This window comes from Streptomyces sp. NBC_00322, from assembly GCF_036147535.1.
Lineage (GTDB): Bacteria > Actinomycetota > Actinomycetes > Streptomycetales > Streptomycetaceae > Streptomyces.
In genome coordinates, this window is the sequence record NZ_CP108019.1 from 8,430,943 (window position 1) to 8,446,765 (window position 15,823).

General features: G+C 68.4%; 13 protein-coding genes and 3 pseudogenes. 11 read left to right on the forward strand and 5 right to left on the reverse strand.

Annotation, left to right across the window (positions count from 1 at the left end; translation table 11 throughout):
• Positions 1-14: 14 nt before the first annotated feature.
• Entirely contained in the window at positions 15-1,610 is a 1,596-nt protein-coding gene (locus OG905_RS38315; RefSeq protein ID WP_328682827.1) for an FAD-binding oxidoreductase, read from the reverse strand.
• Positions 1,611-1,691: 81 nt separating this feature from the next.
• Here OG905_RS38315 and OG905_RS38320 point away from each other — a divergent pair, with 81 nt between their 5' ends.
• The 3 genes and pseudogenes from OG905_RS38320 to OG905_RS38330 form a co-directional block, all read left to right on the forward strand.
• On the forward strand, positions 1,692-2,291 hold the full coding sequence (locus tag OG905_RS38320) for a TetR/AcrR family transcriptional regulator (protein ID WP_328681816.1): 600 nt from the start codon (positions 1,692-1,694) through the stop codon (positions 2,289-2,291).
• Positions 2,288-3,856: a glycerol-3-phosphate dehydrogenase/oxidase gene (locus OG905_RS38325; protein WP_328681817.1), complete on the forward strand. Its 1,569-nt coding sequence runs from the start codon at positions 2,288-2,290 to the stop codon at positions 3,854-3,856. The genes OG905_RS38320 and OG905_RS38325 overlap by 4 nt, the downstream gene beginning before the upstream one ends.
• A 368-nt stretch (positions 3,857-4,224) precedes the next feature.
• Positions 4,225-4,405: pseudogene (locus tag OG905_RS38330) on the forward strand (IS30 family transposase); the annotation flags it as partial.
• A 610-nt stretch (positions 4,406-5,015) separates the two neighbouring features.
• On the opposite strand, the gene OG905_RS38335 reads toward OG905_RS38330, so the two are convergent.
• The 3 genes from OG905_RS38335 to OG905_RS38345 form a co-directional block, all read right to left on the reverse strand.
• Positions 5,016-6,257 carry a PP2C family protein-serine/threonine phosphatase gene (locus OG905_RS38335; protein ID WP_328681818.1) on the reverse strand — a complete coding sequence of 414 codons (1,242 nt, stop codon included), beginning with the start codon at positions 6,255-6,257 and terminating at the stop codon, positions 5,016-5,018.
• A gap of 619 nt (positions 6,258-6,876) precedes the next feature.
• A complete protein-coding gene (locus OG905_RS38340) occupies positions 6,877-7,041 on the reverse strand; it encodes a hypothetical protein (protein WP_328681819.1) in 165 nt (54 codons plus the stop codon).
• Positions 7,042-7,946: 905 nt separating this feature from the next.
• Positions 7,947-8,435 carry an SRPBCC family protein gene (locus OG905_RS38345; RefSeq protein ID WP_328681820.1) on the reverse strand — a complete coding sequence of 163 codons (489 nt, stop codon included), beginning with the start codon at positions 8,433-8,435 and terminating at the stop codon, positions 7,947-7,949.
• 690 nt (positions 8,436-9,125) lie between these two features.
• Between OG905_RS38345 and OG905_RS39270 the strand changes: the two genes are divergently transcribed.
• From OG905_RS39270 to OG905_RS38375, 7 genes and pseudogenes are all read left to right on the forward strand, one after another.
• Entirely contained in the window at positions 9,126-9,527 is a 402-nt protein-coding gene (locus tag OG905_RS39270) for a hypothetical protein (RefSeq protein ID WP_443044114.1), read from the forward strand.
• A gap of 618 nt (positions 9,528-10,145) precedes the next feature.
• Entirely contained in the window at positions 10,146-11,105 is a 960-nt protein-coding gene (locus OG905_RS38350) for an ABC transporter substrate-binding protein (protein ID WP_328681821.1), read from the forward strand.
• 43 nt (positions 11,106-11,148) lie between these two features.
• A complete protein-coding gene (locus tag OG905_RS38355) occupies positions 11,149-12,099 on the forward strand; it encodes an amino acid ABC transporter permease (RefSeq protein WP_328668336.1) in 951 nt (316 codons plus the stop codon).
• A gap of 1 nt (position 12,100) precedes the next feature.
• Positions 12,101-12,862: an amino acid ABC transporter ATP-binding protein gene (locus OG905_RS38360; protein WP_328668337.1), complete on the forward strand. Its 762-nt coding sequence runs from the start codon at positions 12,101-12,103 to the stop codon at positions 12,860-12,862.
• 208 nt (positions 12,863-13,070) lie between these two features.
• Positions 13,071-13,265 (forward strand): annotated as a pseudogene (locus tag OG905_RS38365) (hypothetical protein); the annotation flags it as partial.
• Positions 13,217-13,579: a DDE-type integrase/transposase/recombinase gene (locus tag OG905_RS39275; protein ID WP_443044115.1), complete on the forward strand. Its 363-nt coding sequence runs from the start codon at positions 13,217-13,219 to the stop codon at positions 13,577-13,579. The pseudogene OG905_RS38365 and the gene OG905_RS39275, both read left to right, overlap by 49 nt.
• 20 nt (positions 13,580-13,599) lie before the next feature.
• A pseudogene (locus OG905_RS38375) lies at positions 13,600-13,871 on the forward strand (flavin reductase family protein); the annotation flags it as partial.
• A gap of 39 nt (positions 13,872-13,910) precedes the next feature.
• Here the strand turns inward: OG905_RS38375 and OG905_RS38380 are convergent.
• Positions 13,911-14,111: a hypothetical protein gene (locus tag OG905_RS38380; RefSeq protein WP_328681822.1), complete on the reverse strand. Its 201-nt coding sequence runs from the start codon at positions 14,109-14,111 to the stop codon at positions 13,911-13,913.
• A 797-nt stretch (positions 14,112-14,908) separates the two neighbouring features.
• Between OG905_RS38380 and OG905_RS38385 the strand changes: the two genes are divergently transcribed.
• Positions 14,909-15,772 carry a hypothetical protein gene (locus OG905_RS38385; protein WP_328681823.1) on the forward strand — a complete coding sequence of 288 codons (864 nt, stop codon included), beginning with the start codon at positions 14,909-14,911 and terminating at the stop codon, positions 15,770-15,772.
• Positions 15,773-15,823: the final 51 nt, after the last annotated feature.

The following is a 15,823-nucleotide window of genomic DNA, read 5'->3' on the forward strand; positions in this document are numbered from 1 at the left end:
GGGGGCGTGAGGGGTCAGCGGACGGGGATGAGTACGCCGGGGTTGAGGATCCCGGCAGGGTCGATTTCGGCCTTGACGGCTTGCAGGACACGGACGCCGACCGGGCCGATCTCCTGGGTGTACCAGTCGCGGTGGTCGGTCCCCACGCCGTGGTGGTGGCTGATGGTGCCGCCGGAGGCAAGGATCGCGTCGTTCGCGGCCCGCTTGGCCGGGGCCCAGTGCGCGACCGGGTCGTCGCCCTGCGCCGAGACCACGGTGAAATACAGCGATGCGCCGTTCTCGTACACATGGGAGATGTGGCACATCACCAGCGGCGGCGTGCCTGCCTCGGTCAGTGTGGCGGTGAGGGCCTGGCGCACCGCGCCGTACAGCGCCGGAAGGGCGGACCAGAAGCCCGCGGTCTCCAGCGTCTCGGCGAAGGCGCCCGCGTCCAGCAGTGCGTCGCGCAGGTACGGGGCGTTGTAACGGCCGTGCGCCCAGCGCTCCCCGGGCTCCTGGCCCACGTACTCGCCGCCGCACGCGAGGAGCACCTCGCGGGCCCGCGCGCGGCTGTGTGCGGTGTCCTCGGCGGTGCCCTCGAATCCGGCGATCGCCATGCACCCGGCCGCCGCGGGTGCGTCCGGGCTCCCGATCCTGTCCGGCTGGGCCAGGCCGATGAACGTCTCCGTCTCGTCCGACAGCCGCAGTACGGCCGGTCGCGGACCGTCCTGGGCGAGCGTGCGCAGCGCCGCCGCGCCCGCCTCGAACGAGGCGAAACGCCACCCTTCGTAGATCCGGGTCGCGGGCAGCGGCCTGATCCGTACGGTCACCGAGGTGATCACGCCGAGGGCACCCTCGGAGCCGAGGATCAGCTGACGCAGATCCGGCCCGGCCGCCGAGCGTGGCGCCCGCCCCGCCTCCCAGGTGCCCTCAGGGGTGGCGAGGGTGAGGCCGAGCACCATCTCGTCGAAGCGGCCGTAGCCGGCCGAGGCCTGACCGCTGGAGCGGGCCGCGGCGAAGCCGCCGATCGATGCCCACTCGTAGGACTGCGGGAAGTGGCCCAGCGTGAAGCCGCGCTCGTTGAGCAGCGCTTCCGCCTGCGGCGCGCGCAGTCCGGGCTGCAGCGTCGCGGTGCGCGAGACCTCGTCGAGCGCGAGCAGCCCGTCGAGGCGGCGCAGGTCCAGCGCGACGAAGCAGCGCTTCACCTGCGGTGCGAGTCCGCCCACGACGGAGGTCCCGCCGCCGAACGGCACGGCCGCCACACGGTGTTCGGCGCAGACGCGCAGAACGGCCAGCACCTCCTCATGGCTGCCCGGCAGCAGGACCGCCGCCGGGATGTCGTCGACCTCACCGGCCCGGATGCGCAGCAGGTCCGGGGTGGACTTGCCCCGGGTGTGCCGGATACGGCTCTCGGCATCGGTGCGTACGTATGCGCCGTCGCCCAGGCACCCGGCGAGCACTCGGAGCGTGTCACCGGCGAGCGGGGACGGAGGGACGGCGATGCCGTCGAGCCGGGCCGGCTCGTCCTCGCGCGGTGTGACGCCGAGCAGATCGCGCAGCAGACCGATCACCGAGTCGGGCAGCGGGGCTGCCTTGTCCGGGTCGCCCCAGCCGCTCCACAACATGTCCACCTGGGTCACTTGGGTCGTTCCTCACCGTCGGTTTGCCTGGCGCCGTGCCGTGCACCCTGCACTGGCATTACACTGTGACAGATGACGCCCATTCGTCACAACCAGTCGGACGCAGACGCAGTCCTCGACGCGGCACGCGACTGCGTCCTCGCCGTCGGCGTGCGCCGGACGACCCTCACCGACGTCGCCCGCCGCGCCGGGGTCTCCCGCATGACGCTCTACCGCCGATGGCCGGACGTACGAACCCTGGTCGGCGACCTGATGACCCGCGAATGGATCGCGCTCGCCGTCGGCGCCATGCCCGAGAACGACCCCGGCACCCCCACCCGCCCCCGCCTCGTCGACGGACTGGTCGCCGGTGTCACCGCCTTCCGCGCCCACCCGCTCTTCCACAAGATCCTCGATGTGGACCCCGAACTGCTCCTGCCCTACGTGCTCGACCGCCGCGGCGCCAGCCAGGACGCCCTGCTCGGACTCATCACCGGCGCCCTGACCGAGGGCCACGCCGACGGATCCGTCCGCACCATGCACCCCGGCCTGCAGGCCCGCTCACTGCTGCTGGCCGTGCAGGCCTTCACGCTGTCGCTGCGCACGATGACCGACGAGGCCGACCCCGAACTCACCGAGACCGCGTTCCTCGGCGAACTGCGGACCATTCTGGAGAGGACCCTCACCCCATGAGCAGCCCGACCGCCCCCACAACCGGCGCGTCCTCACTCAACGCCGCACGCCGCAGCCGCGAACTCGCCGAACTCGCCGACGGCACACAGGTCGACGTCCTCGTCGTCGGCCTCGGAGCCACCGGCGCGGGAGCCGCCCTCGACGCCGCCACCCGCCAACTGACCGTCGCCGCGATCGACGCCCACGACCTCGCCTTCGGCACCTCCCGCTGGAGCTCCAAACTCATCCACGGCGGACTGCGCTACCTCGCCACCGGCCAGCTCGACGTCGCCCACGAAAGCGCCGTCGAACGCGGCATCCTCATGGAACGCACCGCCCCCCACCTGGTCCGCGCCCAGCCCTTCGTCCTGCCGCTCACCCCCCTCGTCTCCCGCGGTCAGGCCGCACTTGCCCGAGCCGGCTTCCGCGCCGGCGACCTGCTGCGCGCCTCAGCCCGCACCCGACGCGCCACCCTCCCCGCCCCGCGCACCCTCTCTGCCGTGGAGACGCGTCACATGGCCCCCGCGCTCCGGCCCGCCGGCCTGCGCGGCGGACTGCTGTCCTGGGACGGCCAACTCACCGACGACGCCCGCCTGGTCACCGCGATCGCCCGCACCGCGGCCGCCCACGGCGCCCGCATTCTCACCCGCACCCGCGCCCTCCACCTCAGCGGCGCCGGCGCCCGCGTCCGCGACGAACTCACCGGCGAGGAACTGCTGATCCGGGCGCGTACGGTCATCAACGCCACCGGCGTCTGGGCCGGCGGCCTCGTCGACGACATCCGCCTGCGCCCCTCCCGCGGCACACACCTCGTCCTGCGCTCCGAGGACCTCGGCAGCCTCACCGCCGGCCTGCACATCCCGATCCCCGGCGAGAAAAACCGCTTCGTCCTCGTCCTGCCCCAAGGCGACGGCCGGGTGTACGTGGGGCTCACCGACGAACCCGTCGACGGCGACATCCCGGACGTACCCGAAGTGCCGGAGACCGACATCGGCTTCCTCCTCGATGTCCTCGGCTCGGCACTCGACGTCACCGTGACCCGGGACGACGTCGTGGGAGCCTTCGCAGGACTGCGCCCCCTCCTCGACACCACGTCAGACTCCGCACGCACCGCCGACATCTCCCGCAAGCACGCGGTACTGACCTCACCCGACGGTGTCGTCACGGTCGTCGGCGGCAAACTCACCACGTACCGGCGCATGGCCCAGGACGCCGTCGACGCCGCCGTCAGCGTACGCTACCTGGCCGCAGGCCCCTGCCGTACGGCCACCCTCCCGCTCGTCGGCGCCGCCCGCCCCGGCACACTCGCGCCTCTCGACGCCCCCCGCCGCCTCGTCCGCCGCTACGGGAGCGAAGCACTCCAGATCCACGCCATCGGCCTCGCCGCCCCCGCCCTCGCCCGCCCGGTCATCCCCGGCCACCCCGTCACCGGAGCCGAACTCCTGTGGGCCGTACGCCACGAGGGAGCCCTCGACGAGTCCGACATCCTGGACCGCCGCACCCGTATCGGCCTGGTCCCGCACGACCGCGAGGCGGCGCATGCCGCCGCCCGCGACGCGCTCACAACTGACATGCCGCCCCGCTGACTTGCCGAGGGTCCGAACGGCAGACCGCTCTGCGGCAGGCGTCCGCCGCCGACCAGACCGCCGAGCCCTGACCGGCTCGTCGGCACGCTCAGCCCGGCCGGAGTGCGGCGGAGCCCTGGCGGCAGCGTCGTCGGGCGATCGGTTTTCAGCTACGTGCTGAAACAGGGATGTGGTCGCGAGGGCACCTGCGGCCATGAGCGGGACAGCAGGATCGAACAGTCAGAGTTCCCGCCGCTGGGCCACATCTGTCCTTTCTCCGAAACCGTCGTGACCGATGGCGGCAGCGAAACTCCTCACACGTGCTTGTTTCGGGGCCGCACAGAGGACTTGGGCCGGCAGACGTCGATGCTGCGCCGTAGCGCTCATGAGCCCTCCACGTCCAAGGCCGCGGAGAACTCCGCCGTGAAATCACCAAGGCCCTGCGGACCGGACGAGCCCGGCGCCGGCCACAACGCCAGTCCCACAAGCGCCAGCCCCGCAAACATTCCTAACAAGGCGATGACCAGAGACCGGCCGGCCGAAGCCGCCGACAGGGCCGTGCCCGGCCACTCATGCCGGAGCGCTTGCACGCGCCCCGGCCCCAGCCGCCGCGTCATCAAAGCCGAACCCGCTCCCGCGCACAGCGATCCCCAAGACCGGGTTCCACGCGCGCAACGAACGCCAAAACGCCGCGCTGGACGGACAGTTCATCAGTGCTCCCGGCCACCCTCCTGCTCGCTGCTCGTGCCGGGCCGGCGCCCTGCACGCGGCCTCGGCCGCCGAGCAGCGGCGCCCGCCCCCACGCGAGGGATGCAGATCGTCCCCGGTCTCTCGTTGCCGCGCAGCACCCGTCAATACGTTGTTACGCGTCATCTGTGGACGGTCGCGTCATTCCCCATTCCCCATGGGTGGCGTCACACAATGCCCCCGGGGGGATCGCGGAGCCGGCTTCCCTGGCAGAGTGTCCGCGGCAGTGCGGGGGAGCGGAACGATCGGTCGGTAAATCCCTGTTCCCTCGGGTCGCGTCTCGGACGTGCAGGGCTCGTGAGGACCCCGGTTCCGTGGGTGGCCGTGGTCAGGGGCGCACCGGCGGACCCTCCCCGCGGCGAGTGCGCGCCGCGGTTGGCCAGCAGCGGGTCTGCGTGCCGTCGGCTCTGTCTATGGTGGCGCGGCTGTCGGCTCACTCCAGGACGGCGAGATGGTCGGCGGCACCCCCGCGCCACTCGATCAGGAAGAGAGTCGCGTCGTCGCTGGTGCTCCCGCCCCGTTGCTGCCGCAGCGTGTGGGAGAGCGAGCGCACCACCGCTCGTACCCCCTTCTCGACGGGCTCGATGCGGTTGACCCAGTGGATGAGCTGTTCCTCACCGAAGGGCTCTTCGCCGGCTTCGTGCTCCTCGATCAAGCCGTCGGTGAAGCACAGCACCCGGTCGCCGCGTTGGAGCATCTGCTCGCTGATCTGCGGCTCTTCACCGCCGAAGCCGACCGGCAACGTGGTCGGGCCCTGAAGTTGCCCGACGACCTGGTGCTCGCGGATCAGCAGCGGCGCAGGGTGGCCCGCGTTGACCCACTGCAGGTGGCCCGTTGTGATGTCCAGGCGCATCATCTGCGCGGTGACGAAGTGGTCCGGCCCGAACTGCCCAGCGATGGCCCGGTCCATGAACGTGTAAATCTCCGACAGACCGATGTCGGCACGCCTGGCATGCCGGTAGGCGCCGACGGCGACAGTCGCCATCGTGGCAGAGTCCAGACCGTGGCCCATCGCATCAACCATGGCCACGTGCAGGATGTCGTCGTTGAGGGCGTAGTCGAAGCTGTCGCCTGCCACGTTATAGGCGGGCTCCAGGATTCCGGCCACCGCGACCTGTGGGACAGACATCGCCAGCGGCGGCAGCAGAGACCACTGGATCTCCGCAGCCACGCTCATCGGTTCGCGGCGCCGGGCCAGGAAGAATTGATCGGTGTAGCCGTGCTTGGTGACCAGCATGTCAGCGACCAGGCCGGCGAGCCTGCGCAGCAGGCGCCGGTCGTCGTCATCGACGGTATCCAGGGTGAGGGCCATCACTCCCACCTGGTCGCTGCCGTCCAGCAGCGGTAGGTACATCCGGACCCCGTCGGCCTGCGGCACCTCGACACGCGTCGCGTACAAGAAGGCCGCGCCAGCAGGAGAGTCACCAATCGGCTCAGGCTCGCCGACCATCAGCCGCCGACCCGGCAACGGCACCAGCAGCAGCTGCGCATAGTCCTGCAGCAGGATCGAGAGTTCGCGGCCACCGACCCTGGCCACCTCTTCCGCGATCAGCGGGGCGATCAGCTGCGGCGGCATCTCGTGTGCCCGGTCCAACAACACCCCCAGCAACCGCTCACCGAACCCTTCCGACCGGTCCACCATGCCCTTGTCAGGCCGCCGCTCATCTTCTGCCATAGCCGCACCCTTGCACCGGCGTCTTCAAAGTCTCGCCCACCGTGTCCCTGCTCACCTCATGCCGCGGATCCAGCACCCACCCCGACACGCTCCGGTCCATCCGGCGGTCACGGCGGATCCGCTCAACCCGCTCACGGGATCTGCACACGGCTCCTGACACGACCGTGATCAACCCGCACAGAGTGACGCGGCTGACCAACCCTAAGAGCCCATTACGCCAAACGCGGCATGTCACACACGGTCAGAACAGATGGCACTCAATCGCGTTGTGCACCAACATCTCTCCTCGAGCGGCGCCGCACTTCGGGAGGCCGCCCAGTAGCCAGCCAGCACCAAGGCCGGGCACCGGTGACGAACAGGGGGTCGCCACCATCGTGGTGCCGGTCATGCTCGGCCCGGGGGAGAGCTCCGACCAGATGCTCGCCTCCCCTGCGTATGACGACCTCGCCCGCCTGCTGGAAGCCCTGCGCGCCCACGATGCCAAGGCCGTTGAGGCGCTCGCCGCCTCGGCACTGAACCCGTCCGCACCCTCCGAGACCGCTCCGACAGACGTGGCAGGCAATCCGTCCGCCCCCTCGACCCTGACGACACGGATCCGGACGGTGCCGCCAGCGACGAGTCAGCCGACCCGCAGCAGACAGCCGGGGGAGAAGGTCTGCTGCTGTTCAGCACACCCCGCAAGCCCGGACTGCTCGGCCGGTTCATCGCCCTGCGCGTCCTCCAGCCCGAAAAGTACGCCTGGCGACGCGGCCTGGAAGCCGCCATGGCCTACCAAGCCATCCACGGCGACCTGCGCGTGCCGGACGACTACCGGGCGCCCAACCCGACCAACGACACCGCGAGTGACGGGTTCCCCCTCGATCGCCGAACAGCGCCGCTACCGCCGCGCGGGCCGACTCACCACCGAGCGGGTCAAGGAACTAGACGCCCGGTCTGCCCATCGGAGCCGCGCGTGACCATCGACTCCTGTCCGGCCCTGCGGCCCTCACGCGTCGCGGCGTGGACGGTAAGCTCCTTCAGCGGGATGTTCGCCATCCGCCCCGTAGTCACGCGTTTGGGCGACATAGCTTGCATTGCTTTCCGGCGACGTCATGCTCGAATGCACTGCGCAAGAAACGCCTGTACCGACCGTATGGCGCTGAGGGCACCGCCCACCAGCTTCCCGCGTAGCACCAGGACACAATTGGCCGGTTGGCAGACGTGCCGTGAGCCCCTCAAGCCAGAGGTGCAACACGCCCGCCCACTGACCCTTGCGTCGCGCCCGGCGAAGCAGTCGATCCGCGCACCACGGACCCAAGAAGGTCGGAGAGAAGACGCCGCGCTCGCAGCGCGGTCCCGCAGCTGCCATAGCGTCAGCCAGCTCGTAGGACGTACTGTCCCGCCATCGGGGCAGATCAGATCAGGCATCCCGGGTCCTCAGCCCGAATGGTGTCTTCGTACCGTCGACGTAGCCCCCGAGGGCCAACAAGAGCAGCGCGATCCGTCGGACGTCTGCGGCAGGCCCTCAGCCCAGAAAGTCGCTGACAACCAGAACGCGCGCCAACTCGGGCCGTGTCCACGGGCGTGGCAACTCCGGCCCCGGTACTGATGAGCTCGCGTATTCAACTGTCACGAGTTCTCCGGTTGGGTGGCTCGTTCGTAACCGTGTGTGGCCGACACATTTTTCGGTGGGTCCTCAGTGGGTCGGCTTCACTGGTGACGCGGCGCGAACACGAGGCGCAGCAAGCGGACCCAGATCGACCAGCGGGCCGGGTGGGGCAGGTGGTTCGTTGCCGCGCGCTGGATGTTGTCGAACGCGTCGTGCAGGAGGGCTTCGTGCAGCCAGCGGATCACCAACGGCCACATCAGGCCCATCCTGCCGTATGTGCGTCCTGCGAGAGTGTGCGAGATCTGACAGCGCATCGGCCCATCGGGGGTGACGAGGAATTCGTGATAGCCGTTGATGCCAAGTCCGGGAGCGAAGGTGAACCGCACTCTTCTTCCGGGCTCGTACTCGGCCACCGAGTAGCGGATCCTTCCGTGTCCGCCGCGCGAGCCGAAGGCCAGGCCGGCGTCGAGGCGCAGCGGCGACCAGGCCGGGATGGGCCATATCCGGTCGTGCGGGGTACCCAGCTGGTCCAGAAGGGCGCCGACGTCGGCGGCGGGCGCGTCGACGGTGCGGCGGTGGATGTTCTGCACGACGTCTCCTTTCCTTGTGCGAGCCTCCCATACGGGAGCGTATGGTGTTGGCCGTACGGTAGCGTATGGATGTGGAGCAAGGGCGACGGCGACTTGCTGGGGATGGCTGGGCGAGGGCAGCTTCTACTGGCATTTCGCCAACCGCGATGCACTCGTCGTGGCGGCCTTGAACTGTGGGAACGGCGGTTCACTGAGGCGACGATCACGGCACTGACAGCCGAGCCTGATCCGACAGCCCGGTTGCGGATGCCGTTCACAGAGGTGAGCGGGAGCGCCGGGCAGAACGCCGCTGCGGTCAATCTGTTCGCGGCGGCCGATCACGAGCTCGTGGCGCCCGTAGTGCGCCGCGGCCCCAAACCTCCTCCGGGTCGGCGTTCACCAAGAACGCAGGATCGCCCAACCTCCCATACACCCCGCCAGATCCAGCACCAACACCGTCAACATGCAGATCATCAGACATGACCCACATGCAACCCCCCGCCGAGACACCACCGCCCAACCAACGCATCCCGTCGCACAGTTGAATAGAACTACCTGAAGAAACCGACGAACCCCCAGCAGCCCGCGCCGACATGACCCGTTCCAGGCCCGCAGAGCCCCCATCCCAACCAATCCGCGCAGGTTCCAACGTGGCGAGCCTGACCGGAGACGGCGAGACCATCGGCTCCCGGTGCACTGACGGAACGGCGACTGGCTGGTCCGCGTGCGGCCGGACGGTTTCGGCTCGACGCTGATGTCGCGGGAGCGGAAATCGCCGCCGACGCGACCGTTCGGGGCACCGCGGCCGATCTGCTGCTGCTCGTCTACGGTCGCCTCCAACCTGATGCGGATGTCTTCGCGTGCCTCGGGGGGCAAGGACCTGCTGACGTACTGGTTCGCCAACTCCGAATGCTCAGGCGGCAGTTGTCCTTCCTCGGTTGCGGCACTCCCACTGCAACGGCATCGCTTGTTGGGGGCCCTGCTTTACGCCGGGTAAGCGGGCCAGTCGCCCAGCGGCGGGTCTGGCCGACAAGGTTACGCAGGCGCCTCCTCGGCCCAGGGAGGGGGTCCGGACGCCGCTGGGACAGGTTGCCTTGCGGGCCACGGTGCTGAGCGGCCGCCGACGGCGTACAGAGAGCCGCACGAGAATCACGCCATCCGGCGCCTCCGTAACACCGCCGACCGCCGACCTAATCCGTCGAGCCGGTCAGGCGAGGAGGAAGCGAGGGTCGCACTGGGACGTCATGTGTCACGTGATGTACAGAACGCCGACGGGCACCGTCGTTGTCGGCGCCGGGGACAGTGCCTCGTAGAGGACGGGTCCGACCGCCACGCAGTGCGGGAACGGTGGGTGTCGTGGCCCACGCAGCGATCAACCGCTAAGCGTCCATTTTGCGCAATGATCAGAGCTTCACACGCAATAAATACGCATGTCAGACGGCATCGAGTCCTCGTAGGGTCTCGGGCAGGACGAAGAGCGGCGGCGATCCCGAAGCTCGGTGCATCCGTTGGGGGTCGCACGCCAGCCGCCATGCCCCGGTACCGCCAGGGCCCCGCATGGCCCGGCATGGTGCGATCACCGCATCGTCCGGTCGTGGCGCTTGGTTCGCCTGCCATCCGAGCACGCCTGCCTGCTGAAGGGAGGCAGTCGCGCCTTGCACAACGCCGCTCACTCGAAGACACACTCGCCCCTCAGCGACTGCGCCCAATCACCGCCAAAGGACCCCGATCATGACCGCAAGCAACACCTGTCGTAAGACCGCCTCCCAATCCCGTGTCGCCGCGGTCGGGGCGATCGCGGTCGCCGGGTCGCTGATGCTCACCGCCTGTGGTGACCAGACCGCCTCGGGCTCCAAGGAGTCCACGGGCACCTCCGAGAGCAGCGCCGCGCTGTTCAGCAAGCTGCCGAAGAAGTACCAGGACTCCAAGGTGATCAAGGTCGGCACGGACGCCGCCTACGCACCGATGGAGTTCGAGGAGGGCGGCAAGATCGTCGGTGTCGACCCCGACATCGCCGCCGCGCTCGGCAAGGAGCTGGGCGTCACACTCCAGTTCGTCAACGGCACCTTCGACGGCCTGATCTCGTCGCTGAACACCGGCCGCCAGGACATCATCATGTCGTCCATGAGCGACACCAAGGCCCGCCAGCAGGGCCTGGACGACAAGGGCAAGAAGGTCGGCGAGGGCGTCGACTTCGTCGACTACTTCACCTCCGGCGTCTCGCTCCTGGTCAAGAAGGGCAACCCGGAGAAGATCCAGTCGTTCGACGACCTGTGCGGCAAGAAGGTGGCCGTCCAGCGCGGCACGATCTACGAAGAGACCTTCAAGACCCAGGCCGCCAAGTGCAGCAAGGACGGCAAGGGCAAGCTCACGATCGAGGCGTTCGACACCGACGCCGAGGCCCAGACCCGCGTGAAGTCCGGCGGCGCGGTCGCCGACCTCAACGACTACCCGGTTTCCGCGTACATCGCGAAGACCGCGGGCGGCGGCAACGACTTCGAGGTCGCCGGCGACCAGACCGAGGCCGGCCCGTTCGGCATCGCTGTCGACAAGGACAACGCCCAGCTGCGCGACGCGCTCAAGGAAGCCCTGACCGCGATCATCAAGAACGGCGAGTACAACAAGGTCCTGGAGAAGTGGGACGTCAAGAACAGCGCCGTCACCGAGGCGACGATCAACGCCGGCAAGTAATCCCTGCCGTCCGCCTCAAGCGTTTCACTGAAGGGCAGTCACTGTGACTGACAAGTTCGACAAGACGCCTGCCGACGAGCCCCCAAAGGACTCAGCGGTCGTCAAGGTGGCGTCACACCCTGAGCAGATCAAGGCCATCCCGGTACGGCACTGGGGCCGCTGGATCAGCGGCGTCGTGGTCCTGGCGCTGCTGGCCCTGCTGGTCTATTCGTTCTCTCAGGGCGACGTCAACTGGGGCACGGTCGGGGACTTCATCTTCGACCCCCGAATCGTCACCGGCATGTGGCACACGCTGCTGATCAGCGTGCTGTCGATGCTCATCGGCCTGGTACTGGGTGTCGTCTTCGCCGTCATGCGGCTCTCGAAGAACCCGGTCACAGGTGCGGTGGCCTGGCTGTACATCTGGTTCTTCCGCGGCACTCCGGTGTTCGTGCAGCTGCTGCTGTGGTTCAACCTCGCGCTGATCTTCCCCGTCCTGAACCTCGGGTTCTACAAGGACGAGATGGTCGACGTGATGACCCCGTTCGTGGTGGCCCTGCTGGGGCTGGGCCTGAACGAGGGCGCCTACATGGCCGAGATCGTCCGGGCCGGCATCCAGTCGGTCGACGAGGGCCAGACCGAGGCCTCGCACGCGCTGGGCATGTCCAGCAGCAGGACCATGCGGCGGATCGTTCTTCCGCAGGCGATGCGGGTGATCGTGCCGCCGACCGGCAACGAGTTCATCAACCTGCTCAAGACCTCCTCGCTGGTGTCCGCGGTGCAGTACACCGAGCTGCTGCGCGCGGCGCAGAACATCGGCTCCACGTCCTTCGCGGTCATGGAGATGCTGCTGGTCGCTTCGGTCTGGTACCTGGCTCTGACCAGCGTCTTCAGCGTCGGCCAGTACTATGTGGAGCGGTACTACGCCCGCGGTTCTCTGCGCCAGCTACCGCTCACGCCGTGGCAGAAGATCAAGAAGAACCTGTCGTTCCGCAGCAGCCCCAGGGGGGTGTGACATGACCGCCATGGTGAAGGCCGAGGGCGTACACAAGTCGTACGGTCTGGCCCACGTCCTCAAGGGCATCGATCTCGAGGTCGCTCCGCAGGAGGTGTTCTGCCTGGTCGGCCCCTCCGGTTCCGGCAAGTCGACGTTCCTGCGGTGCATCAACCACCTGGAGCAGATCAACGCCGGCCGGCTGTCGGTCGACGGCCAGCTGGTGGGCTACCGCCAGAAGGGCGAGAAGCTCTACGAGCTGAAGGACAGCGAGGTCGCGGCCCAGCGCCGGGACATCGGCATGGTCTTCCAGCGCTTCAACCTCTTCCCGCACATGACCGCCCTGGCGAACGTCATGGAAGCGCCGATACAGGTCAAGGGCGAGTCCAAGGCCGTGGCCCGTGCTCGCGCCGAGCGTCTGCTCGACCGGGTGGGCCTGGGCGACAAGGGCAAGCACTACCCCACCCAGCTGTCCGGCGGTCAGCAGCAGCGCGTCGCCATCGCCCGCGCGCTGGCGATGGAGCCGAAGCTGATGCTCTTCGACGAGCCCACCTCGGCGCTCGACCCGGAGCTGGTGGGCGAGGTGCTCGACGTGATGCGCGGCCTCGCCGAAGAGGGCATGACGATGATCGTCGTCACGCACGAGATGGGCTTCGCACGTGAGGTCGGCGATGCGCTGGTGTTCATGGACGACGGTGTCGTGGTCGAGTCCGGCCACCCCCGCGAGGTCCTGAACAACCCGCAGCACGACCGCACCAAGGCCTTCCTCTCCAAGGTCCTCTAACCAGCCAAACTCAGCAGCAGCCAACGTGCGGTACGGACACCATGTCCGTACCGCCCTCTCGCCGTAACCGCGGAACCGGAACACCACCCGCCGAAAGCCCAGGCTGATAATGGACGGTTCCGGGTTCGGTAGGGACTCCACCGTTTGAGAGGACCGGGTTATGCCCGTCCTTTCCCCTACCCCTTTGGCTGCGCAACGCGTGGTCCGCATGGTCGCCGGGGTGCGGCCTGAGTACGACACCGGGTGGTCCGCGACGAAGGCGGTCGCCGCCAAGCTGGGGATCGGGACGACGGAGACACTGTGCAAGTGCGACTGCCAGGACCAGACAAACCGGCAAGGTCATGAGGTGGCCCGGTGCACCATCGAGCGCCTGATGCGCGAGCTCGGGCTCGCCGGCGCCGTCCGGGTCAAGAAGGTCATCACTACGGTCAGCGACCCGGCCGCCAGCCGGGCCCGCGACCTGGTCGACCGGGACTTCCTCGCCCAGGCGCCGACCGCTGCTGGGTCTCGGACTTCACCCACATCGCCACCTGGGCCGGTGTCGTCTACGTCGCGTTCGTCGTTGACACCTTCTCCCGCCGCATCGTCGGCTGGTCCGCAGCCACGACCAACACACACCGAACTGGTCTTGACCGCACTGGAGATGGGATTCTGGGAGCGCGACCGGGAGGGCAGTCCGCACCAGCCCGGACAGCTGATCCATCACAGCGACAGTGAGTATGTGAAGTACCGGATGTCCCGGGCGCGTCGCCGAATGCCACATACAGTTGGAGGCGCGCGCTGAGCAGGTGCGGCCGGACGTCTCCGGAGCATTCGTCATCGTTGAGGCCGTCGTACGGAAGTGCACGCCGACCCTCGTATCGTCGTTCCCGGCACGGACCATGTCGACCCCGCCGCCTGGAGCCCGCTCATCTACAACTTCCGCCACTACTTCGGGCTCGGCCCGGAACTCGGCCGCTCATACCGCACCCAGACGCCCCCGACGCCCGATGCTGCCGTAGAGCAGTGAGCTCGTCAGCCCAGCGCCGGCCTGGCCCGTGCAGCTGGTTCAGGCGGCCTGACCGAGTCCTTCGGCGGTCAGGCGCCCGTCGCGGAGCTGGGTGAAGTCCACGTGCAGCTCCGGGTCGTACGCGTCGCGCTGGATGCCGAGTTCGTGGGTGGAGTACTCGCCGAGCCGCAGGATGTGCTCGGTCAGGTATTGCGAGATCTGGGCCAGGTCTCCGGGATCGATCTCCCAGCCCTCTTCCAACAGCTGGCGGACGATCTCGGCGACCTGGGGCGTTGGGGAGGATGACCGCGTTGGTGAGCAAGGCGTTGGGCAAGACAATGTGTGACGCCAACATCCCCCCACTGATGCAATGTCGCTTGCGGCCATTGCCATGAGTGGAAACTTCGGATCTCCTTTGACGAGTGCAGAACACGTTGAGAGTCGCGTACTCCCTGACGCACGCCGACGAGGCTCACCCCGAACCCGCCCCACTCCTCCGGTTCTCTCAGGAGAGATCGGCGTGATGCCGGCCGCGCGACCCAAGGACGCTTGAGTGCAACCGAGTGCAGAGAGTCACTCGATAGTTGTGGAGAACGTTGTGCCCCGCTCCTTCCCCCGTACCCCGCGCCAGCGGCGTGTCCTGAACGCCCATCTGGCCGCCCTTTTGCCTGACGCGAAGTCTTTGACCACTGAGCAGAGTTGTTCCAGCCGACCGCAGATGGGACCCCACCCTTGAGCCCCACCCGACCTGTCACCGGCGGCGTGACCACGACCCCCGTTGGAATGGATGTCGCCCGCCGTGCAGTAGGACCGACTTCGAGGAGGTTTATCTCACCGGTTGCCTCTTCGGCTGAGGAACCCCGCTCGCTTCCGTCGCCGCCTGATCTTAATGGTGCGGGCGCAACCAGCGCTGGAGGACTTCGCCTCGACGTCAGGGCGTTAGCGCGGTACCCCTTGCCCTTCTCTGCTCAAGGGGCCTGATGTTCAGGAGATTTGGCCACGCTCCCGGCACTGTGCTTGACGGCCACCCGGCACGGGATGATCGAACGTTGCGCGGCGTGTGCGAGGACACCGCCATGGGCCGCTGGGAGGCCGCCCGCGATCTACTCGAAGCCACCGGCCAGGACTGGGATCGCCGGATCTTCCGGCTGCAAGTCCTCGCCCATGGCGCGGTCAGCCTGCGATGGGCGGAGACCTGGGCCAACGCGGAGCGGACGAGCCCTGATGCCCTGGCGATGCTCGCCCACGTTCAGGCCCTGCGCTCCATCGTCGTCGGCCCGGAGGACGGTCGGGCACTGCTGGAGCAGGCCTGGCGGACTTGCCACGAGGCCGCCGAAGCGTGGCCGGCGGACCCCTCTCCCTGGGTGGTGCTCATGGCGCTGCTGCGCGTGCACTGCCCCGACCGGGAGACACTCTCGGAAGTCTGGCAGGAGGTGCGGGCGCGCGACCCGTACAACCGGGAGGCACACCACGAGCTGCTCACCTACGTCTTCGGGTGCAACCACGGCTCCGCCACCGAGATGCACGACTGGGCCTACGAGCTGACGAGCTCCGCTCCGCGGGGCACGCCCATCCCGGTGCTGCTCCTGGTTGCTCACGCCGAGTCCCACCGCATCCGGATGGAACAGAACAGCAGGTCGTACGGGCTGATTATCCATCCGTGGCTGGACTGCCCGGACATCGACCGAGTCCTGAACGGTTGGTGGCGCTACCGAGCACCGCAGCCGCATGCCCACTTCATGGACGACGCCAACTACCTGGCACACGCTTTGTCCTACGCCAATCGCCACGCGGAGGCATTCGAGGTCTTCGACGCGATCGGACGGTACGCCGCGCGCCTGCCGTGGGCGTACTGCGGAGATCCGACCCAGCTGTTCCTGCGCCATCGGGGCTGGGCCCAGAAAGCGATCGTCCCTGGCTGAGCCCGGTGATCCCAAGGTCGGCCAGTTTCCCACTGTTCGCGTTGTATGTGT